This window comes from Anoxybacillus kestanbolensis (genome assembly GCF_001996285.1).
Lineage (GTDB): Bacteria > Bacillota > Bacilli > Bacillales > Anoxybacillaceae > Anoxybacillus > Anoxybacillus kestanbolensis_A.
The window spans coordinates 748379-769922 of sequence record NZ_MQAD01000005.1; the positions used below are offsets into that span (position 1 = coordinate 748379).

Sequence of the window (21544 nt, forward strand, 5' to 3'; positions counted from 1 at the left end):
AGAATATCACTTGTTCTTATTGTTCATCGAACTGTCGCGTATTGAACGTATATATTTGCGATCGGTTAATGGAGGTGAAAAAAATGGCAAACATTAAATCTGCAATTAAACGTGCAAAAACAAGCGAAAAGCGCCGCGCTCATAACGCATCTATGAAATCAGCAATGCGCACAGCAATCAAAAAATTTGAGGCGCTTGTTGAGTTAAAAGACGTGGAAAAAGCAAAAGAAGCTTTCGCATTTGCAACGAAAAAAATCGACAAAGCAGCTAGCAAAGGCTTAATCCACAAAAACGCTGCAAATCGCTATAAATCACGTTTAGCGAAAAAATTAAACAGCATTACAGCATAATGAAAAAACAGCTTGTCATACCCGGCAAGCTGTTTTTCCGTTTTGGGAGGGGAACATATGCATTGGGTGAAAGAACAGTTAAAAACCATTTCGTTATTTTCTCAACTATCCGATGAAGAATTAGATGCGATTGTACATATTGCAACTGTCCGCACATGCAAACCGAAAACGATCGTCTTTATGCAAGGAGATCCGCTCGATCGTGTTTTTTTCATCGTCCGTGGTACAGTAAAAATTTACAAAACAGATGTTAGCGGAAAAGAACAAATTGTATCTATTTTGCACGAAGGAGAGATGTTTCCGCACACCGGCTTTTTTCGACGTGGTACATACCCAGCGCACGCTGAAATGATGAATGAAACGACGCTTATTGTCATTCCTATTGAACAATTTGAACAAACACTCATTTGTCATCCACAACTATGCATAAAGCTGTTTCGCATCATGGGAGAAAAAATTATTGAATTACAAACACGGTTAGAAGAACTTGTTTTTCACAATACAGCTGAACAATTAGCCCGACTTTTCATCCGATTAGCGAAAACAAGCGGCGTGTATGTCAACGGCCGTTATCGTTTAAAAGCGACGCTTACAACTCGCGAATTGGCTAATATGATCGGCACCGCACGTGAAACAGTCAGTCGTGTACTCAGCCAAATGAAACAGCAAGGCGTCGTAACAACGGATGACGACGGCTACTATATCATTGATGTCGAGGCGCTACAACAAAAGCGGTAGATTGTTTCTCTACCGCTGTAACTTTAAGAAAAACAACTGCAACAACAACTGTTTGTCTGTTGCACTACTTTTTAGCGCATAATCTGTTTCCGCTAAATCATATAAAATGTGCATTAACTGCTGTTCCGAAAATCCGCCCGCATAACTTGCCGCCATTTTTACACGAAACGGATGGACACCTAACATCGAGGCCATTTGTTGTTGACCGTATCCTGTTTTCATCAATTCTTTCACTTCATAAATGAGCCGAAATTGGCTAGCCAACAATGCGACAAGCTTAATCGGCTCTTCATTTTGACGTAATAAATCTTGAAGCGTTTGCAACGCATCTGTGATGTTCCGCTTGGCAATCTGTTCGACGAGAACGAAGACGTTTTGTTCAAGTGTACGCGATACAAGCAACCGAACATCGTCAGCTGTAATGGAACGCCCCTCAGCAAAAAGCATCAACTTCTCGATTTCGTTTGCTAATGTCGCTAAATCGGTGCCTGCCAATGCAAGCAACACGTCAATCGCGTCATCATCAATTTGACATTGCCCTTTCACCCATTGTTTTAACTCTTTTTCGTTCAACGGCTTAGCAACGATGACATGTGCTTTTTTTAATAACGCTTTCGTCACTTTTTTTCGTTCATCAAGTTTTTCATACGAACCGACAAACATGACGCTTGAGAACGGAGCAGGTTTGTCAATATAGGCTTCTAACCGTTTCACATCGTGCTCTACTTTTTCTTTTCCTTTTTCCGCTGTTAAAAAATACGGCTGCTTGACGATGACGATTTTCCTCTCTCCAAAAAACGGAAGCGTTTCCGCATCTTCAAGTGCCACCTCGATAGGCGTTTCTTCGCAATCATATGTACTAACATTCCATTCACGTTCTTCGTCTGACAACGCCCGACGAATAATTTGTTCATACGCTTGTCTCATTAAAAAATGCTCCGTGCCATATATGACATATAGTTGTTCCATGTTCTCTTCCCCATTCTTCATCCATCTTCTCTAAAGAACATACAACGTTTCGGAGCATTTTACAAGGGAGTTAGCAGATGAGAATCGCCAACTCCCATTTATTTAAACGTTGGAAAACAAGCCCTAGGAACTCGTTTATCCAACGGGTATCTTTATCTTTTCCGATCTGACGCGAACTATTTGTGACAACTGTTGTCAACGATGTAGATTTTCTTTCTTTTTTCCCTTATACTAATGGGTGAGAAAATAGGAGGGATGGTCATGAACGAATTTGAAAAAAACGTTCAATGTACGCGCAACGACGCCGTTGACTCGGCTGTTGGCTTCATCGTATCATTCGGCTTTTTCGCCACGATGTTCATTATCGCCACACTTGTAAAATTTTTCGGTGCATAATGGACACCTGAAAGAGATTGCGTATTGCAGTCTCTTTTTTCTTGTATATTATGGCAAGAACGTCTGAATGGTGCTTATTCGCTTATGAAAACGAATGACGACCGCACCATGTTCATCGGTGCGAAATATGCGCACGTGATCGTGACGTAAACGTTCGATGACTTCCCGATGCGGATGACCATATCGGTTGCCGCGCCCAACTGAAATAAGCGCCAACTTTGGACGTATATGTCGTAAAAACGATTCAGACGTCGACGTTTTACTGCCATGATGCCCTACTTTTAATATGTCGACTGGCAATGACGGGTACGTTCTCATAATTTGTTGTTCCCCTTTTTCTTCTAAGTCACCTGTAAATAGCCAATATGCTCCTCCCATCAATGCATACAACACAATCGAACCGTCGTTTGTTGTCTCTTCATTTCCAAATGGAGAGAGAATGTAAAATTGCGCTTTCCCAACCGTCCAACGATCGCCACTTTTCACTATTTGCACACGTGTCCCTTTATTTACTGCTTGCTCCATCACCGATTCGATTAAATCATTTCGTTGCATACCAACGATAAGTTTTCGTACACGAACAGCATCGAATATATCGTTGGTATCACCAATATGATCGAAATCACCGTGTGTTGCGATAAGTGCATCAAGCGTACGAACTCCTTTTGCTTTTAAAAACGGAACGATTACATCTTCCCCAACACGAAACGATTGCTTTCGTTTTTTCCAATGTTCATCAGTAAATGACATCGTTCCACCCGTATCAATCATATAAACAGCTTTTCGATAAGGCAGTTCAATATATATACTATCCCCTTGTCCAACCTCTAACATGACGACTTCACCGGTCGGACGAAAAAATGGCCAAATGACATGCGCGATCATAACAAAAAGAAACGAAAAACGAAACATAACCGCGCGCTTTTTCGATTCGAAAGAAAGAAAAAAGAGAAAAACGGAGACGATATAAGCAACAAGCAGCAATAGTGGCGGACGACCGAGCGTGAGCACGAACATGTCGGATAACGAGAGAACAAGTGCGTTCGTATGTTCAAGCACAACCGTCAATACATATATGATCAGAGAACTAACAAATGGCATAAACAAGTGGCTGAGAAGGGCTACAAAGCAAAGCGGCAAAATGATAAACGAATAAAGTGGAACAAAGATGATATTTAACGGAATGGATAAAAGAGACACTTCGTAAAAATGATAAAGCAAAAGTGGTAATGTACTTATTTGTGCAATGAAAGATGTCATGAACAATTGGCGAACAATAGAGCGTTCGTTTTGAATGAACGAAGAGCAAATAATTAACGCAAAACAAACGAGAAAAGATAGTTGAAAACCGAGATGAAATACAGTATACGGATCTTTTCCTAATAAAAGGAGGCAAGCGATACTTAACGCATCAATTGTGCGGAAACGAGAAGAAAAAAGGAGAAAACAACTTGTCATAATGGCTGCGCGCATTACTGACGGAGCGGCACCGGCTAAAACAGCATACAGCGGGATACACCCAAGCAATATGACCGTCGCTCGTTCTCTTGAAATACCGAAGCGAATAAACAAATAAAAACAACCACCAACGAGCAATGTCATATGCAAGCCCGAAATCGCAAGCAGATGAATAAGCCCTAACTTTTGATAACTAGCGAGTACCGTTGGCTCTATATCGCTTCGTTCACCATAAATGAGCGCTTGCATAAACGCACTTACGTCATTTGGAAAGTGATGTTGAATGTAGCGAATGCCTTGTTGGCGAATGATTTGTAATCGTTCTATCCATGTTACATTTGTCCGTGTACAACTTTCAAGAGAATTTGGACGAACGATCCAATGAATGCGCTCGTAAAACAAATAGCGACGATAATTAAAAGCATATGGATTTGTCGGCAAAGAAGGGCGCTCAAGCGTTCCTTTTAGTAAACATGCTGTCCCTATTTGAATCTCTTCCCATTTTCGTTTTTCCTCTTCTGTTCGAAGACGATAAACGAGCTGTAATCGTTCTTTTTGCCATTGGACAGTCGTTTTCACTCGATCGCCGTCAATATAAATCGGAGCAATGAATCGGACAAAAAATGTCGTTTCATTCCCAGAAAGCGTTGTCACATGATGCACAGCTACCCATCTGCTCCACAACGAGAAAAATAAATAACAGCACATGCAAGCGAAAAATAACGCTCGCTTTCGCCAGAGTAAAAAGAAACTATACACACATGACAATGTAAAACAAACAACCGATTTTGTTAGCATAGACAAGACGGCCAAAACGGCCGCCATCGCCACATAAACGATACGTCATCTCCCCTTTGCATGTAAAAAGGTTGGGATCGAGTTTACATCAAACGGGACGTGCTTGACCGTTACGCCAGCTTGTTCGAACAACTGCAAAGCGAACGGGTGGTTTTTATAATCGTTCGCATAATAAACAGCTTTTATCCCGCTTTGAATGATCGCCTTACAACATTGTAAACACGGAAAATGAGTGACGTATATTTCCGCCCCTTCTGTTGGCACACCAAACTTTGCACATTGTAAGATAGCGTTCATTTCTGCATGAATCGTGCGCACACAATGATTGTCGATGACATAACATCCTTCATCAATACAATGCGCCCCACCTGCGATCGAACCGTTATATCCCCCAGCAATGATGCGCTTATCGCGCACAATGGTTGCCCCGACGGCTAGCCTTGTGCACGTGCTACGTAACGCTAACAAATGGCTTTGAGCCATAAAATATTGATCCCATGTAATTCGCTCCATCTACTTCTCCCCCTTGTCCATTATGCCTTTAGTTTATCGTCAATTTTAGCGAACGACAATTTGTTCTTTTATTTTTTCAAGCGATTTCGAACCGATTCCACTCACATTCAACAAATCTTCGACTTTTTGAAACGGTCCATGTTCCTCACGATATGCAATGATGGCGGCTGCTTTCGCAGGTCCAATCCCTTGTAACGTTTGTAGCTGTTCAATCGTTGCTGTGTTAATGTTGATTTTTCCACTTGAACTGCCCGTTTGACTCGTTGTTTCCACGATGATGTCTTCGCCTTTTTTCGGCACGTAAATGACCATTTCATCATGCACTTTCATCGCCAAATTTACTTTCGTTTCATCTGCTTCGTCTGTTAATCCTCCTGCCAGTTGAATGACATCGTGAATGCGGCTTTCCGGTGCCACTTCATATACTCCCGCTCGTTTGACGGCTCCTTTCACATCGACAATAACGGGAGCTTGTTCCTCCATTTGTTGTTCTTGCTGTTCTTCTTGTTCTACCTGCTCTAAAGGGAGCGGTTGTACGGGGGTGTCCTCTTGTTGTTGAATGATCCAAATGGCCGCTCCAATGACAATTAAGCCTACATATATCCAACGTTCATATGTTTTTATCCACTTCATGCTTTCACCCTTTCATAAAAAGCATTACTCGTGCATACATATGACGTATAGTGGTGACGGATAAGGGGGGGATACCGTTGAATATAGGATTCATTGGAACAGGAAATATGGGAACAATTTTAATTGAATCGCTTATTAACGGAAAAGCCGTAAAACAAGAACAACTATTCATTACGAATCGCACGCTTGAAAAAGCGTACAATATACAAAAACGCTACCCAAACATCCATGTGATGCCGACGAATGAAGAAGTCGTAAAACACGCAACGATTGTTTTTATTTGCACGAAACCGTTGCATATGCCCGATGTTCTAAAGCAACTTCGCCCGCATTTGACCGATCATCATTGTATCGTATCGATTACGAGCCCCATTTCTGTGCAACAACTTGAATCGCTCGTGCCATGTAGCGTCGCTCGCGTCATTCCGAGCATTACAAATCGCGCACTCGCTGGAAGTACGTTAATTACGGTAAGTGAACGTTGCACAGAGGCGGATCGGACAACGATTGAACATTTATTTCGTTCCATTTCTCGTCCAATATACATAGACGAGCCTATTACGCGCATCGCTTCTGATTTAACGAGCTGTGGTCCTGCTTTTTTCAGCTACTTAATTCAAAAGTTTATCGATGCAGCCGTTCAACAAACATCCATTACGAAAGAACAAGCAACAACATTGGCAACTGAAATGATTATCGGGCTCGGTGCCTTGCTAGAACAACGCTTGTACACATTACCGACATTGCAGGAAAAAGTGCGTGTGAAAGGTGGCATTACAGGAGCGGGCATTGAAGTGTTGGAAAAAGAAGTCGGGGACTTGTTCGTTCACGTTTTTCAAAAAACGCACGAAAAGTTTTATGAAGAAACAGAAAAGGTGCGCCAACAAATCGACAATATTCGTGATTGACAAAAAAAATCCTGCTTATTTGTTGAAGAAAAATCCCAAAAGTGAGGCACTTTTGGGATTTTATTTTTGCGTAATGAAAAAAATGCGCTCGCTTTCTTTTGTTGGTTGTTGCTCTGTGAAATCCGCCCATACATGCAATACATGAAACCCTGCTTGTTTTAACCACATGACATATTGATCGACATCGTATGTTCGCTGTACGTGCATTTCATCGACTCGTTCATACATCCCTTCTTGTAATTGAACAAAAAACGTGAGTTCGTGTTCGACGCTATGTGGCCACGGTCCTTCGTAACAGTTCCATATGTAGCTCACTTGGTCATCATTGCTCGCAAACGTGCGATGATGCAAAAAGACGTGTTCCATTTTAAATAAAGAATGTACATCAAATAAAAACAATCCGCCAGGTCGCAATTGTTCATGTACACGCATAAACGTAGCGATAACGTCTTCTTCCTGTAATAAATAATTGAGTGAATCACAAAAAATGACGATTGTATCAAACGGCTCGAACGGGCCAAATTCGCGCATATCTTGCTGAAAAAACGAGAGGTTTACCCCCCGCTCCTCTGCTTTCATCTGCGCAATAGTCAACATTTGTTCCGACAAATCGACACCGGTGACGTCAAACCCTTTTTCCGATAACCGAATCGCAAGTTCCCCTGTACCGCATCCGAGATCAAGCAGTCGTTTTCCATTGTGATACGAAGTAACCGTTCGTTCAACGAGGGCACACCACGCATCATATGGAGCATCGCTCATTAATTGATCATACCAACTCGCAAATCGTTCGTACGTCATGCCCCAAGATCACTCTCAATGTGTTCAAGCGGTGCGTCGCCCCATAAGCGTTCAAGATTGTAATATTCGCGGTCTTCTTTATGAAACACGTGAACGACAACATCCCCTAAATCAACTAAAATCCAACGCGCCTCGTCAAATCCTTCAACACGTTTGACTACAACACCATGCTCTTCTGCTTTTTCTTTAATTTCACGCGCGATCGCTTGTACTTGTTTATCGGAATGACCGTGACAAATCATAAAGTAGTCAGCGACAAGCGAAATGCCTTTCATATTTAACGCTACGATGTTTTCGGCTTTTTTGTCATCCGCTGCTTGTACTGCAATACGTAAAATATCTCGTTCTGTCATGAAGAAACCTCCTTCAATTTTTTAGCTATATCATTATACGTATGGAACGTATCTGGGTAAATCGGTTCGCGTTTGTCCATTAAAAATTGGATCGTATTTTGAAGCGCTCGAAACAGCGCACGATCTAGATGCTCTCGCGCCAACGCACGCACTTCGTCAACACCCGGAAACGAACGATTTGGCTCAATGTAATCAGCAATGTATACAATTTTCTCAAGCAATGTCATATTTGGTCTTCCTGATGTATGATAACGTATCGCTTGTAAAATGTCTTCATCTTGAATGCCGACTTCCGTTTGGACTAAATATGCCCCAACAGGCGCATGCCATAACTCTGGGCTATATGCTAACAAATCTTGGGGCATATGTTGTTCGATAATGATGCGCTTCATTTCTTCTTTTGTGCGGAATTTTGCATAGTCGTGAAAAATTGCCGCCAATTCCGCTTTTTGTACATCAGCTCCGTACAATTTCGCCAGTTCAATGGCTGTTTCCATCACGCCTAACGTATGAATATACCGCTGTTCTTTTAATTGTGTGCGCACGATCGCTAACGCTTCTTCACGTTTCATACAACCGATTCTCCTTTATATATAATTGAACCGCTTCCGGCAACAAATACGTGACACTTTTCCCACTTTGAATCCGCTCACGAATAAGCGAAGAAGAAACCGCAAACGTCGGCACATCCACTTCGATGATCGGATACGGTGTACGAAGAGAATAGCCAGGCCGTTTCACCCCGACAAATTGCACAAGCTGAACAAGTTCGTCAATTCGATACCAATTCGGTAAATATTCAACCATATCTCCACCGATAATAAAGTAAAACATCGTATCCGGATATCTTTGCTTCAACAAAACGATCGTATCGTACGTATATGATCGCTCTTTTCGTTCAAGCTCAATCGTTTCAACGCGAAAGTGCGGTTGATTCGCAATCGCCGCCCGCAACATATGAACGCGATGCACGTGATCCGTCACCTGTTTATCTTTATGAGGTGGAATGTAATTTGGCATAAACCATATTTCATCGAGCTGTAACTCCGTTCGTACATCATCCGCAATTAATAAATGCCCGTAATGAGGCGGATCAAACGTCCCACCTAAAATGCCTACTTTTTTCACCACAACGCTCCTATTTCGGTAACACAATTTGTTTATGTTCACGCGATTCTTTATATAATACGATCGTATGCCCAATCAGTTGGACGACTTCCGCCCCTGCACCTTCCGCTAATTGCTCTGCCACTACTTCTTTTTCTTCTTCGCAATTTTTTAATACACTCACTTTAATCAGCTCTCTTGCTTCAAGCGCATCGGCAATTTGCTTAATCATATTGTCATTGACGCCACCTTTTCCCACTTGGAAAATCGGTGTTAAATGATGAGCTAAAGAACGTAAAAATCGTTTTTGTTTTCCTGTTAACATGTTTTTCCTCCTAACTGTTGTATCACAAGTTGTTCCATTCGTTTCGTATTTGGAAAGATCCCTGTCCACTTTTCGAACGCTAGTGCACCTTGATAGACGAACATGCCTACACCGTTTTGCACGCGCGCCCCTTTTTCTTTTGCTTCTTGCAAAAATTTCGTCATGAGTGGATTGTAAATAATGTCGCTGACGATCGTCCCGGTTTTTAACGTTTGAAGGGAGATCGGCATCGTATCGACATGTGGGTACATACCGACAGACGTTGTATTAATGATGATGTCGTACGCTCCTAACCGTTCTTCTGCTTGTTCAAGCGAATACACAGCTGACCGTTCTTTTTGAATAAACGCCTCTGCCTTTTCCATCGTGCGATTACATACATCAATAGCAGCTGCTTCATGTTTTAAAAGAGTAAAATAAATGCCGCGCGCCGCTCCGCCTGCACCGATAATCAATATGCGTGCGCCAGATAATTCAATGTTCATTTGCTCGCATAACGCTCGGACAAATCCTTCACCATCTGTATTATAGCCAACCCATTTTCCATTTTCATTAACGACTGTGTTTACTGCCCCCATTTGCTTAGCCGTTTCATCAAGCTCATCCATATATTCCATCACCGCTGTCTTATGCGGGATCGTCACATTAAACCCAGCGCATTGTAACGCTTTTAAGCCTTCTACCGCCTCTTTTAACATATGCGGTTCGACGTGAAACGCATGATAATGCGCATCAATATGTAACGATTGAAACGCATCGTTATGCATAAGCGGCGACAACGAATGATGAACAGGACAGCCGATCAGCCCAAACAATTTCAACATCCTCTCCCCCTTTGTGTTAAATGAGCGACTTCCGCAACATTACACCAACGCCTTTTGGCGCATATGCGATGACTTGTGCCCCCGGCTCGTGACACGTCACCCAGCCAAGCCCTGAAAAAACGATATCTGTTTTTGGTTCTTTTAACGTAAAATGATGGGCGACAAGCGGTGGCAATTGCTCGCAATAGCTTTTGCGCGGTGGCTGCAACAATTCACCAAGATGTCTTTCATACAATTCATCGGCATGTTCACGTTTCGTTCGATGAATAAATAATTCATTCGACATATAACATACAAATGGACGTCTCCCACCACTTACATAATCTAATCGAGCAAGCCCACCAAAAAACAACGTCTGTTGTTCGTTCAATTGATATACTTTCGGCTTAATTTCTTTTTTCGGTGTAATGACTTTTAAATCTTTCTTGTCAACGAAATGCGCCATTTGATGATGGTTTATAATTCCCGGTGTATCATAAAGCGCTGAGCCATCATCGAGTGGAATTTCAATCATATCAAGCGTTGTCCCTGGAAAATATGATGTCGTAATGACATTTCCTTTACCCGTCACTTCTTTAATAATACGGTTAATAAACGTTGATTTTCCAACGTTCGTACAACCGACAACATATACGTCTTTTCCGTTGCGATACTCGTCAATCGCCGTCATGACTTCCTTCATGCCATATCCTTTATGTGCACTAACTAAAAAAACGTCACGCGGCTGTAAGCCAAGTTCTCGTGCAGTTTGTTTCATCCAACGCGTGACCTTTTCATGTTTGACGGACTTTGGCAACAAATCCACTTTATTGCCGACAAGTAACACATCTTTTTTTCCGACAAACCGATGCAACCCTGGCAACCAGCTTCCATTGAAATCGAAAATATCAACGATTTTCACGACAAGCCCATCTGCTTGTCCGATGCCGTGCAAAATGTTTAAAAAGTCGTCATCTGTTAATGATACGTCTTGCACTTCGTTGTAATGTTTTAACCGAAAACAACGTTGACAAATAATCGGATCGCGTTCAAGCGCTGAAGGAGGCGCATATCCGACTTTCGTTTCGTCTTCTGTTTGAATCGTTACTCCACATCCAATACAAATGACTTGTTCACTCATTATCATCACTCCCAATGAATCATACCTTTTTTTCGCATGACATTTAAAATTCTTCGTTCAATATTTCGATTCACACGCGTAAAAAAGCCGTCTGTTTGCGCAACAGGGACGACTAAAATCGTATGCAAGCCGAGGCGATTACCGCCAAACACATCGGTAAGAAGCTGGTCACCGATAACGACGACTTCTTCCTTTCTTAGCTTCATGTCGCGCAACGCTTGTTGGAACGCTCTCGTTAACGGCTTGCGCGCTTCGAAAATGAACGGAATGCCGAGCGGCTTCGCGAACGCTTCCACTCTTTTTTTATTGTTGTTTGACACGATTGTCACTTGAATGCCGCTTTGTTTCATTTGTTCAAACCAACTGACAACTTCCGGCGTCGCAAGCGGACGATCCCATTCAATTAACGTATTGTCTAAATCGGTAATAATCCCTTTCATTCCTTTTTGTTTCAAATGTTCTGGCGTAATCTCAAAAATACTTTTCGCATGTTCATTTGGCAAAAAATATTTTAACATACTTCCTCATTCCTTCTCCGTTTTTTACATAAATAAACAAATTGTAAAATTTTTCGACAAAACCCGACGTTTTTCACGTTTTGTGGATAACTTTATACACATCATCCACACGCATTTTTCAACATTCCATCACCTTTATAAACAATAAATCCACAACTTATCCACCATCACATGTGGATAATCAGAACGATTGTTCTTATTTTCGATTTATGGTAAAGTGAAGATAAACCTACCATTATATGTATACATTTTCCTTTGTATACCGAGGAGGCGAAAAAATGAAATGTTTGCCTGACGACTTATTAATTGAATCATACTACAAAGCGAAAGAATTACAACTAAGCAAAGAATTTATTCAACTGATTGAACGTGAGATTTTGCGTCGCCGTCTTCATCATAAACTGAAACAAACATCGTAATTGAGCCTCTATTGGCTCTTTTTCTTTTGCGCCAAAAAGCCGATTCGTTGTCCCATTTTTACTTCAAATGGCGGGACGATTTGTTCGTCTAATGTGAACACATCTTTTTCAAACAGTAACACAACCGTAGAACCGAATGAAAAATATCCGATTTCTTCCCCTTTTTTCACATAATCATGTTCATGTGTTAATTCAATGCTGTTGACAAACATCGCTCCGACTTTCACGATAGCCGTATACATGCCATTTGTATACAGTTCGGTAATTCTTCTGTAATTTTTAGAAAGTGGAGCCTTGCCATATTTCAATCCAAGGCGGTTTACAGGGTATGACTTCCCACCGAGCTCCCACTGCTTCACTACTTCTCCACATATTGGACTATGAATGCGATGATAGTGACTCGGACTTAAATACAAAATAATAAACGTTCCATGCAAATATTTTTCAGCTATCTGATCATCGCCAAGCATTTCACGAATCGAATACGTTTTTCCTTTGACGATGATTTCTTTTTGGTCCGTAATGATCCCAACATCTTCAATGACTGCATCAACCGGGCTGACGACGCTATCTGGATGTGTATCGATCGGACGAAGCCCTTTTTTTAACGTACGCACGAACAATTGTTGTAACGTTTCGTACTCATGCAACTTTTTTTCCATTTCTTCTTTATTAATTTTGTATACTTTCGCATAAGATGAAATGAATAACCGACTCCATTTCGATCGTGTGAACGAAGCGAGACATTTCGATGTCCATGCATGATTTGTCAATTCAATAAATAGTTGATATAGCCATTTAACCAACGATTTTCCCCCCTCAAGTAAAGAATATCCTTTACTAGTTCGCTTATTATCAATAAAATATTAGTAACCGAGTGATATTTTTGGCAAGTGGGTCGGCACGATTTCAATAAAGGAGTGAACTTATATGTTTTTATCCGATTATATTGATCATACCATTAAAAAACTTAAAGCGCATACGGCAAACGTATTGACGTTAACAAACTTAAGCTTAGGCGGTTTCGCGATTTTATTTGCGGTAAAAGGCCAGCTGAACGTCTCTGTATTATTTATCTTTTTAGCTGCACTTGCCGATCGTTTTGACGGAACAGTCGCTCGGAAAATGAACATCGAATCAGACTTAGGAAAACAATTGGACTCAATGAGTGATATTATATCATTTGGAGTAGCACCTGCACTATTACTTTATCAAGGATTGTTGCACGAATTTGGGGCACCCGGCTCATTTTTTACGGTTTTTTATATCGGGTGTGGGGCATTTCGTTTAGCTCGGTTTAACATTACTGAAAGCAACGGTTATTTTACCGGTTTGCCGATCACAGCTGCAGGGTGTTTATTGACGCTCAGTTATTTAACAATTCACTATTTTCCGCCTTACGTCTTTATTTTTATTATTTTCACGCTTTCTCTTTTAATGGTTGGTTCATTTAGGCTAAAAAAAATTTAGTCATACGTAAAAAAAGGAACGCTCACCTTGAAGACTCGTGCTTCAAGGTTTTTTTTCGTACAAATTTCCCTTTTCAAACATTCGGATAAATTATATGATAAACTTGGATTTATTTTCATTCTACAACTAGAGGTGATATCATGGATCGCACGTCCTTAATTGGGCTCATTCTTGGCATTATCGCAGTCGGTGTCGGAATGGTGTTTAAAGGAGTTAGCCCAGCTGTGCTCGTTAACCCTGCGGCTATTTTAATCATTTTATTAGGGACAGCGGCCGCAGTAACCCTTGCCTTTCCAACGAAAGAAATTTCGAAAGTCCCAAAGCTATTCGGGGTAATTTTTAAAGAGTCGAAAACGCCAAAAATTGAAGAATTGATCCCACTTTTCGTTGAGTGGGCGAACATCGCTCGCCGCGAAGGGTTGTTAGCGCTAGAAGCGAAAGTCGCCGAAATTGATGACCCATTTTTGCGCAACGGATTAAGTTTAGCGATTGATGGACAGTCACAAGAATTCATTCGCGATGTGATGACTGAAGAAATTGAAGCGATGGAAGAACGTCATCTCGCGAATGCAACTATTTTCACACAAGCAGGAACGTATGCTCCTACACTTGGGGTACTTGGGGCCGTCGTTGGGTTAATCGCTGCCTTACAAGATATGTCTGACATTGAACGTCTCGGTCACGCGATTAGTGCGGCGTTCGTCGCAACGCTTATGGGTATTTTCACCGGATACGTGCTTTGGCATCCGTTTGCGAACAAATTGAAACGGAAATCGAAAGAGGAGATTAAAGTGCGGCAAGTGATGATTGAAGGGGTGCTCTCCATCATCGAAGGACAAGCACCGCGGGCGATCGAACAAAAACTAGCTTCTTACTTGCCGATGAGCGAGCGTCAAAAACTTTTAGAACAAGGAGCTCAAAATAATGGCGAAAAAGCATAAAAAGCATCATCATGAGGAACATCTCGATGAGAGCTGGTTAATTCCGTACGCTGATTTGTTGACACTACTATTAGCACTGTTTATTGTGTTATTTGCTAGTAGCCAAATTGATTCAGAGAAATTTCAACAAATCTCAAAAGCCTTTAATAGCGTCTTCACAGGCGGCACAGGGGCGCTGCATTATTTAAGTCCGATTGAACGCGAAGAAATAGATTCGATCATTAAAGATTCTCCGAGTCAAAAAACGTATGTCAAAATTTCAAAAGAAGAATACGAGGAATTAAAAAAGATTCAAAGTAAATTTAACGAATATGTAAAAACGAATCAATTGAGTGGGGAACTATCTGTCGCCATGACGGAAGAAGGACTGCTTGTGACGATTGCAAACGACGTATTGTTCGATTCCGGTAGCGCCGATATTAAACCGCAATATCGCGATGTCGCTAAAAAAATATCGAATTTGCTCGTCATGAACCCACCGCGCAACATCGTCATTAGTGGACATACAGACAACGTGCCAATCAACAATGCAAAGTTTGCTTCAAACTGGGAATTGAGCGTCATGCGCGCCGTTAACTTTATGAAACTATTGCTTGAAAATACAAAATTAGATCCGCAACTATTTAGCGCAAAAGGATACGGTGAATTTAAACCGATCGCATCTAACGCAACAGCTGAAGGACGAGCGAAAAACCGACGGGTAGAAATTTTAATTATGCCGCAAGAACCGGCACAATAAAAGCGGGGGACTGCCCCTCGCTTTTGTTCATCCTGTCAATATATCGCCATTTGGATAACGAATATTTGTTTTTTTCGGCTTCGCAATCGAATAGACGAGCGTTAACGGACCTAATTTTCCAAACAACATGACGCAAATAATAAGCACTTTTCCGATCATTGATAAATGCGGCGTTAAATTCATCGAGAGCCCAACGGTCCCGAACGCGGATACGACTTCAAATAAAAGCGCAAGGACAGATGCATCCTCTGTAAGCGTCAAAGCTAGCGTCACAACAAAAATAAACAACATGCTCATCGAAGCAATCGCTAACGCACGCAAAATAATTGTATGACGAATGGTACGCTGCCAAATGACCGTTTCTTCTTTCCCTTTTAAAAAGCTCACCACCGCAAAAACGATCACCGCGAATGTCGTCAGTTTAATTCCTCCACCTGTCGATGTACTTCCTGCCCCAACAAACATGAGGAAAATCATAAGCATCGCTGTTGGTTGTTCTAGTGAGCCAATATCAATCGTATTAAATCCTGCCGTTCTTGGTGTAATGCCTTGAAAGTACGCGGCCCAAAGCTGTTCTCGAAGCGAAAGTGAACCGAGCGTTTTCGGATTATGTTGTTCAAAGAAAAATACAGCAACAATTGCCACAACATTCACAACAAGCGTCATCACTAACATGAGCTTCGTATGGAGAGATAGTTTTCGCCACCGTCGTTGATATAACACGTCAAATACGACAGTAAAACCGAGCCCCCCAATAATAACAAGCAAAGAGACGGTCATATTGACGATCGGATCGCCGACAAAACGTGATAAATTATCAGGCCATAATGCAAACCCCGCATTATTAAACGATGCGATCGTGTGGAAAAGGCTGTAATACAGCCCCTTCGCCCAGCCCATTTTCGGAACCCAATCAATTGCTAATAACGTTGCCCCGACAAGCTCCATAAATAAAGAAAACAACAATAAATTGCGCGCTAAACGAATGACACCGCCAAGCGATGGTTGATTTAGTGCCTCTTGCATTAACATGCGCTGCTTCATTCCGATCTTTTTCCCAAGCACAATGACAACAAGCACCGCAAATGTCATAATTCCAAGTCCACCAACTTGAATGAGCACCATTAAAACAATTTCTCCAAATAAGGTAAATGTCGAACCGGGATCAATCGGTGCTAAACCGGTTACCGTTGCGGCAGATGTCGATAAAAAGAACGCATCAAGCCAGCTAATGTCCTTCTCTGTTGCAATCGGCAACTTTAATAACACCCCACCGACAACAACGAGAAAAAGAAACATAAGTGCTAACAACTGCGGTGGGTTGAGTTTTAACGGTTTTGTCATTCCTTTTCGCACGACTCATCCTTCTTTCACGTCATGTTTTTATATTTCACGATTATATATCATTTTCTTCATTAAACAAAGAAGGAAAAAGAAAATAAAGTGTCCAAACACGAACAAGTTTTCTAATGCATATACATACATAAGCAACAAATGACCACCTGTGAGGTGAACGAACATGGGCACGATTTTTTCTGCGCTTGCTTTGTTTGTAAAAGAGCTCGTCTTTTTAGTTTCTTATGTAAAAAATAATGCCTTTCCACAACCGCTTGATGCAAAAGAGGAAGCGATGTATTTGAAACAGATGGCGAAAGGAGATGAACATGCTCGAAACAAGCTGATCGAACATAATTTACGTCTCGTTGCTCACATCGTGAAAAAGTTTGAAAACACGGGAGAAGATCCAGAAGATTTAATTTCAATTGGCACAATCGGCTTAATTAAAGCGATCGAAAGCTATTCAACAGGAAAAGGAACAAAACTAGCGACATATGCTGCTCGTTGTATCGAGAATGAAATTCTAATAACAATAGTATGCGTAAATAAATGTAAAAATGCGCCACTCATGTCTGAATGACGCATGAAAACTGTGTATCACTATTTTATAATTACTAGTTGAGCGTAAATAGTTTCGACTCTATCATTGATAACAATTTTATGTTCATAAGAACCGTAAAACACGTTATCTTCTCCGTATTCTTCAACTAATTCTCTTATGATTAGTCGTTTTATTTTTTCTTTTTCCATATCTGTGTACTCAATCTCTTTTTCGTCGAGTATGTCTTCAATCTCATCAATATAATCGCACGCGTAGAACATGTCCGCTTCATCAATAAATGTTTTCAATCCATCGACGTAATTTTCAACAATCTCCGTCATCCACGAATCATCTAAACGTCCAGCCACACGTTCCATCCCTTTATGAGTGACTAACCACGTGCCACCACTTTTCCGTGCTTCGCTTAGCTTAAACTTCCCTCGCTCAATCCATTTAACGACGGTGTTCTGCCCTAATCCCCATATTTTTTCCGCTTCACGCGCCGTGTAAACAGCCGTGATCGGTGATATATTGCCGCTAATCAAATAAGCTTCAACAATGTAATAACCGTCTTCTTCGGATGGATATATGTCGATCGTCACTCTACCGACATTCTCGCTTTTCTCATTAGTTAAACTTATCTCTCTGCGTTCGAGTGGATATATGTTATCCGCTGCATCCAAATCCCATTCGTATGCTCCTTCAATCATCTCAAATACCTTCTCGATCGCTCCGTTAAATGCGTCATCTCTGCTACCATATTCTTCTCTAAACATCAACATTTTGATTTCCCCTTTCAGTTGTTTTTTTAAAAAGACAGGAGGAGATAAAGATTATAAGTATAATTCGGAACGCATACGATCAAACGCTGACTTTACACGCCCATTTAAAAATTGATAAGAGAACATATACAATAAGCATTCTTCATCGATTCGTCCACGATGAATCACGTTTGTTTGCGTGAAGTAAATCCAATAATCTGCGTGGTCTTTATTTATAAATTCGTTGAATGCCGCTTTAATTTCTTCTTTCTTTTTCGCGCGGTAAGCATCGTCTTTTTTCTCGAAAAATTCCGCATTTTCTAATTTAGTAATGAAAATATCAACGTTCTTCTCTACGATCGGAATTAACTTATTGCGAATATCATTAGCCCACGTAACTTGCTTCTCTGTCCCTTTTAAAGCTGGCAACACTTTTTCTCCCATTTTCTTCACCTCAGCCCATACAGTTTTTAATGCTAATGCCATGCGAGCCACCCAATCACCAACCATTGTTTTTGCTAAAGCAACCGCTTTTTTCATGATCTCCTTTTTGTTCATTTTCTTTTCCTCCTGTCTTGTATTTAACTTTCTGATTATATTATAACTCATTCTGTCTAAAATACAAGACATTTTTAAAATTTTTGCGATTTTTTTTAAAAATAAAAAGGCACCTGTGTAGGTGTCTTTTTCATAATTTCCTCGCTACTTCCATCAGCAACCTTGTAATGTTCAATCCTTTCATAAAATAGATCGGAACATCGTTCTGTAACGCATATACTTTTGCTTCCCACATGGCTAAATGGGAAATGAATTGCGTCAATATGATAATAATGTCGGCTTGTTTCAATATACGATAAAAGTCCGGGTCTAACACTTCGCCTGTATGCGTAAGAATTGTGCAAGGATACTTTCTGCCTGCTTGCTCCTGGCGATGTCCGCCGATGATAGCTACCGTTTTCCCCGCAAGAACATCTATAACTTCTTTTTCTGTATCGTCTTCTGTTTCTTCTTCTAACACTGTCACCGCGACTTCTTTTTGCACCGGCTGCAATTCTTGAAGAAGATGCTCTTTTTCTTTCAGTTCGTCGATCAGCTCCGCGATAAATGATTTCAGTTCATGTATTTTCTGTATGTCAGCTGGATCGCGATTGGATATATGTTTATTTTTCCGTTCTCTCCGCAATTCCTCATATGTTTCTGCTAATCGAGTTTGTAATTTCGCTTGCTCTGCTTTCAATTCTTCAATCTGATGAACGTATTTCGTGATTTTCCGACGTGTCCTATTCAATTCGTCCGTCAGCATTGCGATGCGCCGGAATAGAAAGTCGTTGTCGCCTTTTTCTTTCTTGATCAGCTGGCCAATCCATTCAGTTCGCAACTCCTCAAGTGCTTCACCGAGTGGGAAATGTAGCACAATGAACCGCATCCGTTTCTGTCCGTAGTACTTCACATCTTTTTCAAGTGCCCAACCAAGCGGTCCGATATCCAGCAGATGGTGATAGATGAAATATTCATTCGCTGCTCTCCAAAAACGCTGCTTCTCTTCTACTGTTTTGAACCGATTCAGCACATCTTTCCGATATTGGGCAATCGTACGGGCGCTGGTTTCAATTCCTAACTTCTGATATGCTTCCTGGAATTCAAAATCAACAAGCTCATTGACCATATCCCGCCAATTCGCAATCGCATAATCTGTGTACCTTTCCCAAAACGCATCTTTGTGTTCATCGAAAATTTCATACCGCTTTCTATGCGCTTCTTCAATTTCATGCGCTTTTTCTCCAACAATTGTGTGTCCATAATTGATGTTCACTTCACTAATAACCATTTTTCTTAATTCATCACGATACAATAGACTTTCTGGTGTTGTTTCTGAACCGCATTTTTTGCATACGATCGGCACAAGCTCATGCTTTGTTTCGTCTAACTGCTTGTCTAGCTCTTCAAAAGTCAATACCCCGTAGTCATGTATCTTCTTTTCGTTGTTGAGTTTGCAGTATTTGCACTTCCCTTTCAACCATACAGTGACGTGTAGTTTCTGTTTTGAATACGGACGAATATCGACCATTTTCTTTGTTCCTCCCCCTGCAAACCTGAAAAATAAAAAAATGACGGGAAAAAATAACTCCCGTCCTTCATCATACCGTATCCTTTTTCTCATCGCCATACACTTTTTGTAATGATGGGACTTGACCAAAAACAGCGTTCATGCCGTTTTTTGTAACAACCCACTGTTTCCCAAATTTCCGAGTCGTTCCTGGTGGAAATTCATTGATTTTTCTTCTGATGTACGACTCGTCAATTCCCCAACGTTCAGCTGCCTCTTTCGTGCTCATCAGATACCCATCTGTGGAGAGGATTTCCTCCACCTCACCTAAACTGTTCTGCACATAGAGGACAAAACCTTCTTCTTTTTCAATCGCGATAAAATCTTCACAAATAACTTCGATACGTCCGTTTTCAAACTGAATCGGAGCGGAATCGTATAACGTTTCACTCTCCTCATCGTACCAATCTAAAAGATTTTCCCATATCAACACCATATGTCCACGATCTTCAATTTTTAACATCCTACATCACATCCTCCTTAATCTCATCTGCTTCAAGCACGTACTCGCCAAGTACGCACTCATTTCCTTCCGAAACGGACACTACACGTGCGTTCACGAGTGTCCGATAATTTTCACGTCGACATCCGTACTCCCAACCATGTTGGTCGCAAACGATAAGCGTTGGAACAATTTCATTTTCAACCAACATTCCTTTGAAAGACTTCCGTTCTCCACTTGGAGTTTTTCCATAATTCATTCCAATGACAACTGTTTTCATCATGATCCTCTCCTTTTATTTTTTTTGACCAGCGCCCACAATCGCTTGTGAGCGCTAAAAGGTGTTCAGTTTGTTTTTTGTTTTGCGAATCTGATGTAATCATCCTCTTCGGATTCGTCGACCCAATCAGATGCGAATTTTTCAAAATCGTCACCGTATCCGAAGAAGAAGTCCCATGTGTCATCAATTTGTTCCTCTTGAATCCGCTCATTGAACAAGCGGAAGCTTTCGGGGTGAAATTCTTCTTCCACACACCACCGAATAAACATATCTGCCGCCAAAGAAAAGTCGGTGTCGGTGTTAGCAAGTTTCATAAACGATTGTTTCACTCTAACACGTTTTTGTGCATTGCTATCAACTTCGATGATTGCGTCCGCGACTATTGCGTCGTCTGGTGTGTCATCCGACATACCGTAGAAACGAATGTAAACATCTGCGACACATTCTGTTTCGCCAGCGAGTTCACGATGTTCTAAATCTAGCTCCCAAACTTCAACGCCACCGATATTGCGATCGTGCGCGATAACATCATAATGTGTCCAGCCTTCCACCAAGCTAGCTGCTTCCGTGACAACATAGTCAACAACGTCTCCAAATGTAGATCGGAGATCGTGAGCTGTTACTTGCATTTCGATTGTTTTCATTTTTTATTCCCCTTTCACGTTATCGTTACTTTTAGTATATTCACGTTATCG

General features: G+C 41.2%; 28 protein-coding genes and 1 pseudogene. 9 read left to right on the forward strand and 20 right to left on the reverse strand.

The features are described from left to right. Positions 1-83 precede the first annotated feature (83 nt). The gene (rpsT, locus tag BO219_RS06265) at positions 84-350 is read left to right on the forward strand and encodes a 30S ribosomal protein S20 (protein ID WP_004889444.1); all 267 of its coding nucleotides are present in this window, start codon (positions 84-86) and stop codon (positions 348-350) included. 57 nt (positions 351-407) lie between these two features. Further along, positions 408-1088, forward strand: a complete 681-nt coding sequence (locus BO219_RS06270; protein ID WP_077428830.1) for a Crp/Fnr family transcriptional regulator — start codon at positions 408-410, stop codon at positions 1086-1088. Positions 1089-1097: 9 nt separating this feature from the next. On the opposite strand, the gene holA is transcribed toward BO219_RS06270, so the two are convergent. Continuing rightward, the gene (holA, locus tag BO219_RS06275) at positions 1098-2078 is read right to left on the reverse strand and encodes a DNA polymerase III subunit delta (RefSeq protein ID WP_077428832.1); all 981 of its coding nucleotides are present in this window, start codon (positions 2076-2078) and stop codon (positions 1098-1100) included. 240 nt (positions 2079-2318) lie between these two features. Between holA and BO219_RS06280 the strand changes: the two genes are divergently transcribed. Next, positions 2319-2453 (forward strand): YqzM family protein, encoded by a 135-nt coding sequence (locus BO219_RS06280; protein WP_003393868.1) that lies wholly within the window; start codon positions 2319-2321, stop codon positions 2451-2453. Between the two features lie 48 nt (positions 2454-2501). Here BO219_RS06280 and BO219_RS06285 read toward each other — a convergent pair whose 3' ends face one another. Genes BO219_RS06285 through BO219_RS06295 form a run of 3 tightly spaced genes read right to left on the reverse strand, consistent with a single transcriptional unit; the run spans position 2502 to position 5855 of the window. Beyond that, positions 2502-4736: a DNA internalization-related competence protein ComEC/Rec2 gene (locus tag BO219_RS06285; protein WP_077428944.1), complete on the reverse strand. Its 2235-nt coding sequence runs from the start codon at positions 4734-4736 to the stop codon at positions 2502-2504. 18 nt (positions 4737-4754) lie between these two features. After that, positions 4755-5222 carry a ComE operon protein 2 gene (locus tag BO219_RS06290; protein ID WP_006317820.1) on the reverse strand — a complete coding sequence of 156 codons (468 nt, stop codon included), beginning with the start codon at positions 5220-5222 and terminating at the stop codon, positions 4755-4757. A gap of 45 nt (positions 5223-5267) precedes the next feature. Further along, entirely contained in the window at positions 5268-5855 is a 588-nt protein-coding gene (locus tag BO219_RS06295; RefSeq protein ID WP_064221257.1) for a helix-hairpin-helix domain-containing protein, read from the reverse strand. A gap of 77 nt (positions 5856-5932) precedes the next feature. Between BO219_RS06295 and comER the strand changes: the two genes are divergently transcribed. Continuing rightward, the gene (gene comER / locus BO219_RS06300) at positions 5933-6763 is read left to right on the forward strand and encodes a late competence protein ComER (RefSeq protein WP_077428834.1); all 831 of its coding nucleotides are present in this window, start codon (positions 5933-5935) and stop codon (positions 6761-6763) included. 60 nt (positions 6764-6823) lie between these two features. On the opposite strand, the gene BO219_RS06305 is transcribed toward comER, so the two are convergent. The 8 genes from BO219_RS06305 to BO219_RS06340 are packed head-to-tail and all read right to left on the reverse strand — an operon-like array spanning position 6824 to position 11811. Beyond that, positions 6824-7564, reverse strand: a complete 741-nt coding sequence (locus BO219_RS06305) for a class I SAM-dependent DNA methyltransferase (protein ID WP_077428836.1) — start codon at positions 7562-7564, stop codon at positions 6824-6826. Continuing rightward, positions 7561-7917 (reverse strand): ribosome silencing factor, encoded by a 357-nt coding sequence (gene rsfS, locus BO219_RS06310; protein WP_006317816.1) that lies wholly within the window; start codon positions 7915-7917, stop codon positions 7561-7563. Before rsfS ends, BO219_RS06305 begins: the two co-directional genes overlap by 4 nt. Continuing rightward, positions 7914-8489: a bis(5'-nucleosyl)-tetraphosphatase (symmetrical) YqeK gene (gene yqeK / locus BO219_RS06315; protein ID WP_004889432.1), complete on the reverse strand. Its 576-nt coding sequence runs from the start codon at positions 8487-8489 to the stop codon at positions 7914-7916. The genes rsfS and yqeK overlap by 4 nt, the downstream gene beginning before the upstream one ends. Further along, on the reverse strand, positions 8479-9045 hold the full coding sequence (locus tag BO219_RS06320; protein ID WP_004889430.1) for a nicotinate-nucleotide adenylyltransferase: 567 nt from the start codon (positions 9043-9045) through the stop codon (positions 8479-8481). Before BO219_RS06320 ends, yqeK begins: the two co-directional genes overlap by 11 nt. Positions 9046-9055: 10 nt before the next feature. Beyond that, positions 9056-9349 (reverse strand): ribosome assembly RNA-binding protein YhbY, encoded by a 294-nt coding sequence (gene yhbY / locus BO219_RS06325; protein WP_004889429.1) that lies wholly within the window; start codon positions 9347-9349, stop codon positions 9056-9058. Continuing rightward, on the reverse strand, positions 9343-10173 hold the full coding sequence (gene aroE, locus BO219_RS06330; protein ID WP_077428838.1) for a shikimate dehydrogenase: 831 nt from the start codon (positions 10171-10173) through the stop codon (positions 9343-9345). The genes yhbY and aroE overlap by 7 nt, the downstream gene beginning before the upstream one ends. A gap of 16 nt (positions 10174-10189) precedes the next feature. After that, positions 10190-11293, reverse strand: a complete 1104-nt coding sequence (gene yqeH, locus BO219_RS06335; RefSeq protein ID WP_077428839.1) for a ribosome biogenesis GTPase YqeH — start codon at positions 11291-11293, stop codon at positions 10190-10192. Between the two features lie 5 nt (positions 11294-11298). Then, positions 11299-11811, reverse strand: a complete 513-nt coding sequence (locus BO219_RS06340) for a YqeG family HAD IIIA-type phosphatase (RefSeq protein WP_077428841.1) — start codon at positions 11809-11811, stop codon at positions 11299-11301. A 278-nt stretch (positions 11812-12089) separates the two neighbouring features. Between BO219_RS06340 and BO219_RS06345 the strand changes: the two genes are divergently transcribed. After that, positions 12090-12230: a sporulation histidine kinase inhibitor Sda gene (locus BO219_RS06345; protein WP_077428843.1), complete on the forward strand. Its 141-nt coding sequence runs from the start codon at positions 12090-12092 to the stop codon at positions 12228-12230. Positions 12231-12238: 8 nt separating this feature from the next. On the opposite strand, the gene BO219_RS06350 is transcribed toward BO219_RS06345, so the two are convergent. After that, a complete protein-coding gene (locus tag BO219_RS06350) occupies positions 12239-13036 on the reverse strand; it encodes a phosphatidylserine decarboxylase (RefSeq protein ID WP_077428844.1) in 798 nt (265 codons plus the stop codon). Positions 13037-13160: 124 nt separating this feature from the next. On the opposite strand from BO219_RS06350, the gene pssA reads away from it, so the two are divergent. The 3 genes from pssA (at position 13161) to motB (ending at position 15380) form a co-directional block, all read left to right on the forward strand. Next, positions 13161-13700: a CDP-diacylglycerol--serine O-phosphatidyltransferase gene (gene pssA, locus BO219_RS06355; RefSeq protein WP_006317790.1), complete on the forward strand. Its 540-nt coding sequence runs from the start codon at positions 13161-13163 to the stop codon at positions 13698-13700. A gap of 140 nt (positions 13701-13840) precedes the next feature. Further along, entirely contained in the window at positions 13841-14641 is an 801-nt protein-coding gene (gene motA / locus BO219_RS06360; RefSeq protein ID WP_077428845.1) for a flagellar motor stator protein MotA, read from the forward strand. Next, entirely contained in the window at positions 14625-15380 is a 756-nt protein-coding gene (motB, locus tag BO219_RS06365) for a flagellar motor protein MotB (RefSeq protein WP_077428847.1), read from the forward strand. The genes motA and motB overlap by 17 nt, the downstream gene beginning before the upstream one ends. A 27-nt stretch (positions 15381-15407) precedes the next feature. Here the strand turns inward: motB and BO219_RS06370 are convergent, their stop codons facing one another. After that, the gene (locus BO219_RS06370) at positions 15408-16724 is read right to left on the reverse strand and encodes a TrkH family potassium uptake protein (RefSeq protein ID WP_077428945.1); all 1317 of its coding nucleotides are present in this window, start codon (positions 16722-16724) and stop codon (positions 15408-15410) included. Between the two features lie 175 nt (positions 16725-16899). On the opposite strand from BO219_RS06370, the pseudogene BO219_RS06375 reads away from it, so the two are divergent. Further along, positions 16900-17274, forward strand: a pseudogene (locus BO219_RS06375) (sigma-70 family RNA polymerase sigma factor); the annotation flags it as partial. A 44-nt stretch (positions 17275-17318) separates the two neighbouring features. On the opposite strand, the gene BO219_RS14755 reads toward BO219_RS06375, so the two are convergent. The 6 genes from BO219_RS14755 to BO219_RS06405 form a co-directional block, all read right to left on the reverse strand. Then, the gene (locus BO219_RS14755; protein WP_226373768.1) at positions 17319-18041 is read right to left on the reverse strand and encodes a helix-turn-helix domain-containing protein; all 723 of its coding nucleotides are present in this window, start codon (positions 18039-18041) and stop codon (positions 17319-17321) included. Positions 18042-18092: 51 nt separating this feature from the next. Further along, positions 18093-18578 carry a hypothetical protein gene (locus tag BO219_RS06385; protein ID WP_143271272.1) on the reverse strand — a complete coding sequence of 162 codons (486 nt, stop codon included), beginning with the start codon at positions 18576-18578 and terminating at the stop codon, positions 18093-18095. A gap of 130 nt (positions 18579-18708) precedes the next feature. Beyond that, a complete protein-coding gene (locus tag BO219_RS06390) occupies positions 18709-20088 on the reverse strand; it encodes a DUF2325 domain-containing protein (RefSeq protein ID WP_158074589.1) in 1380 nt (459 codons plus the stop codon). A 70-nt stretch (positions 20089-20158) separates the two neighbouring features. Then, complete coding sequence (locus BO219_RS14650) at positions 20159-20590, reverse strand: helix-turn-helix domain-containing protein (protein WP_198936656.1); 432 nt, start codon at positions 20588-20590, stop codon at positions 20159-20161. 1 nt (position 20591) lies between these two features. Next, positions 20592-20849 carry a hypothetical protein gene (locus BO219_RS06400; RefSeq protein ID WP_143271273.1) on the reverse strand — a complete coding sequence of 86 codons (258 nt, stop codon included), beginning with the start codon at positions 20847-20849 and terminating at the stop codon, positions 20592-20594. A 65-nt stretch (positions 20850-20914) separates the two neighbouring features. Beyond that, on the reverse strand, positions 20915-21493 hold the full coding sequence (locus tag BO219_RS06405; RefSeq protein WP_077428855.1) for a hypothetical protein: 579 nt from the start codon (positions 21491-21493) through the stop codon (positions 20915-20917). Between the last annotated feature and the right edge of the window lie 51 nt (positions 21494-21544).

Coding starts and splice junctions, on each gene's coding strand:
- rpsT (WP_004889444.1), top strand. CDS start 84: ATGGCAAACATTAAATCTGCAATTAAACGTGCAAAAACAAGCGAAAAG.
- BO219_RS06270 (WP_077428830.1), top strand. CDS start 408: ATGCATTGGGTGAAAGAACAGTTAAAAACCATTTCGTTATTTTCTCAA.
- holA (WP_077428832.1), bottom strand. CDS start 2,078: ATGAAGAATGGGGAAGAGAACATGGAACAACTATATGTCATATATGGC.
- BO219_RS06280 (WP_003393868.1), top strand. CDS start 2,319: ATGAACGAATTTGAAAAAAACGTTCAATGTACGCGCAACGACGCCGTT.
- BO219_RS06285 (WP_077428944.1), bottom strand. CDS start 4,736: ATGGCGGCCGTTTTGGCCGTCTTGTCTATGCTAACAAAATCGGTTGTT.
- BO219_RS06290 (WP_006317820.1), bottom strand. CDS start 5,222: ATGGAGCGAATTACATGGGATCAATATTTTATGGCTCAAAGCCATTTG.
- BO219_RS06295 (WP_064221257.1), bottom strand. CDS start 5,855: ATGAAGTGGATAAAAACATATGAACGTTGGATATATGTAGGCTTAATT.
- BO219_RS06305 (WP_077428836.1), bottom strand. CDS start 7,564: ATGACGTACGAACGATTTGCGAGTTGGTATGATCAATTAATGAGCGAT.
- rsfS (WP_006317816.1), bottom strand. CDS start 7,917: ATGACAGAACGAGATATTTTACGTATTGCAGTACAAGCAGCGGATGAC.
- yqeK (WP_004889432.1), bottom strand. CDS start 8,489: ATGAAACGTGAAGAAGCGTTAGCGATCGTGCGCACACAATTAAAAGAA.
- yhbY (WP_004889429.1), bottom strand. CDS start 9,349: ATGTTAACAGGAAAACAAAAACGATTTTTACGTTCTTTAGCTCATCAT.
- aroE (WP_077428838.1), bottom strand. CDS start 10,173: ATGTTGAAATTGTTTGGGCTGATCGGCTGTCCTGTTCATCATTCGTTG.
- yqeH (WP_077428839.1), bottom strand. CDS start 11,293: ATGAGTGAACAAGTCATTTGTATTGGATGTGGAGTAACGATTCAAACA.
- BO219_RS06340 (WP_077428841.1), bottom strand. CDS start 11,811: ATGTTAAAATATTTTTTGCCAAATGAACATGCGAAAAGTATTTTTGAG.
- BO219_RS06345 (WP_077428843.1), top strand. CDS start 12,090: ATGAAATGTTTGCCTGACGACTTATTAATTGAATCATACTACAAAGCG.
- pssA (WP_006317790.1), top strand. CDS start 13,161: ATGTTTTTATCCGATTATATTGATCATACCATTAAAAAACTTAAAGCG.
- motA (WP_077428845.1), top strand. CDS start 13,841: ATGGATCGCACGTCCTTAATTGGGCTCATTCTTGGCATTATCGCAGTC.
- motB (WP_077428847.1), top strand. CDS start 14,625: ATGGCGAAAAAGCATAAAAAGCATCATCATGAGGAACATCTCGATGAG.
- BO219_RS06370 (WP_077428945.1), bottom strand. CDS start 16,724: ATGACAAAACCGTTAAAACTCAACCCACCGCAGTTGTTAGCACTTATG.
- BO219_RS14755 (WP_226373768.1), bottom strand. CDS start 18,041: ATGTTGATGTTTAGAGAAGAATATGGTAGCAGAGATGACGCATTTAAC.
- BO219_RS06385 (WP_143271272.1), bottom strand. CDS start 18,578: ATGAACAAAAAGGAGATCATGAAAAAAGCGGTTGCTTTAGCAAAAACA.
- BO219_RS06390 (WP_158074589.1), bottom strand. CDS start 20,088: ATGGTCGATATTCGTCCGTATTCAAAACAGAAACTACACGTCACTGTA.
- BO219_RS14650 (WP_198936656.1), bottom strand. CDS start 20,590: ATGTTAAAAATTGAAGATCGTGGACATATGGTGTTGATATGGGAAAAT.
- BO219_RS06400 (WP_143271273.1), bottom strand. CDS start 20,849: ATGAAAACAGTTGTCATTGGAATGAATTATGGAAAAACTCCAAGTGGA.
- BO219_RS06405 (WP_077428855.1), bottom strand. CDS start 21,493: ATGAAAACAATCGAAATGCAAGTAACAGCTCACGATCTCCGATCTACA.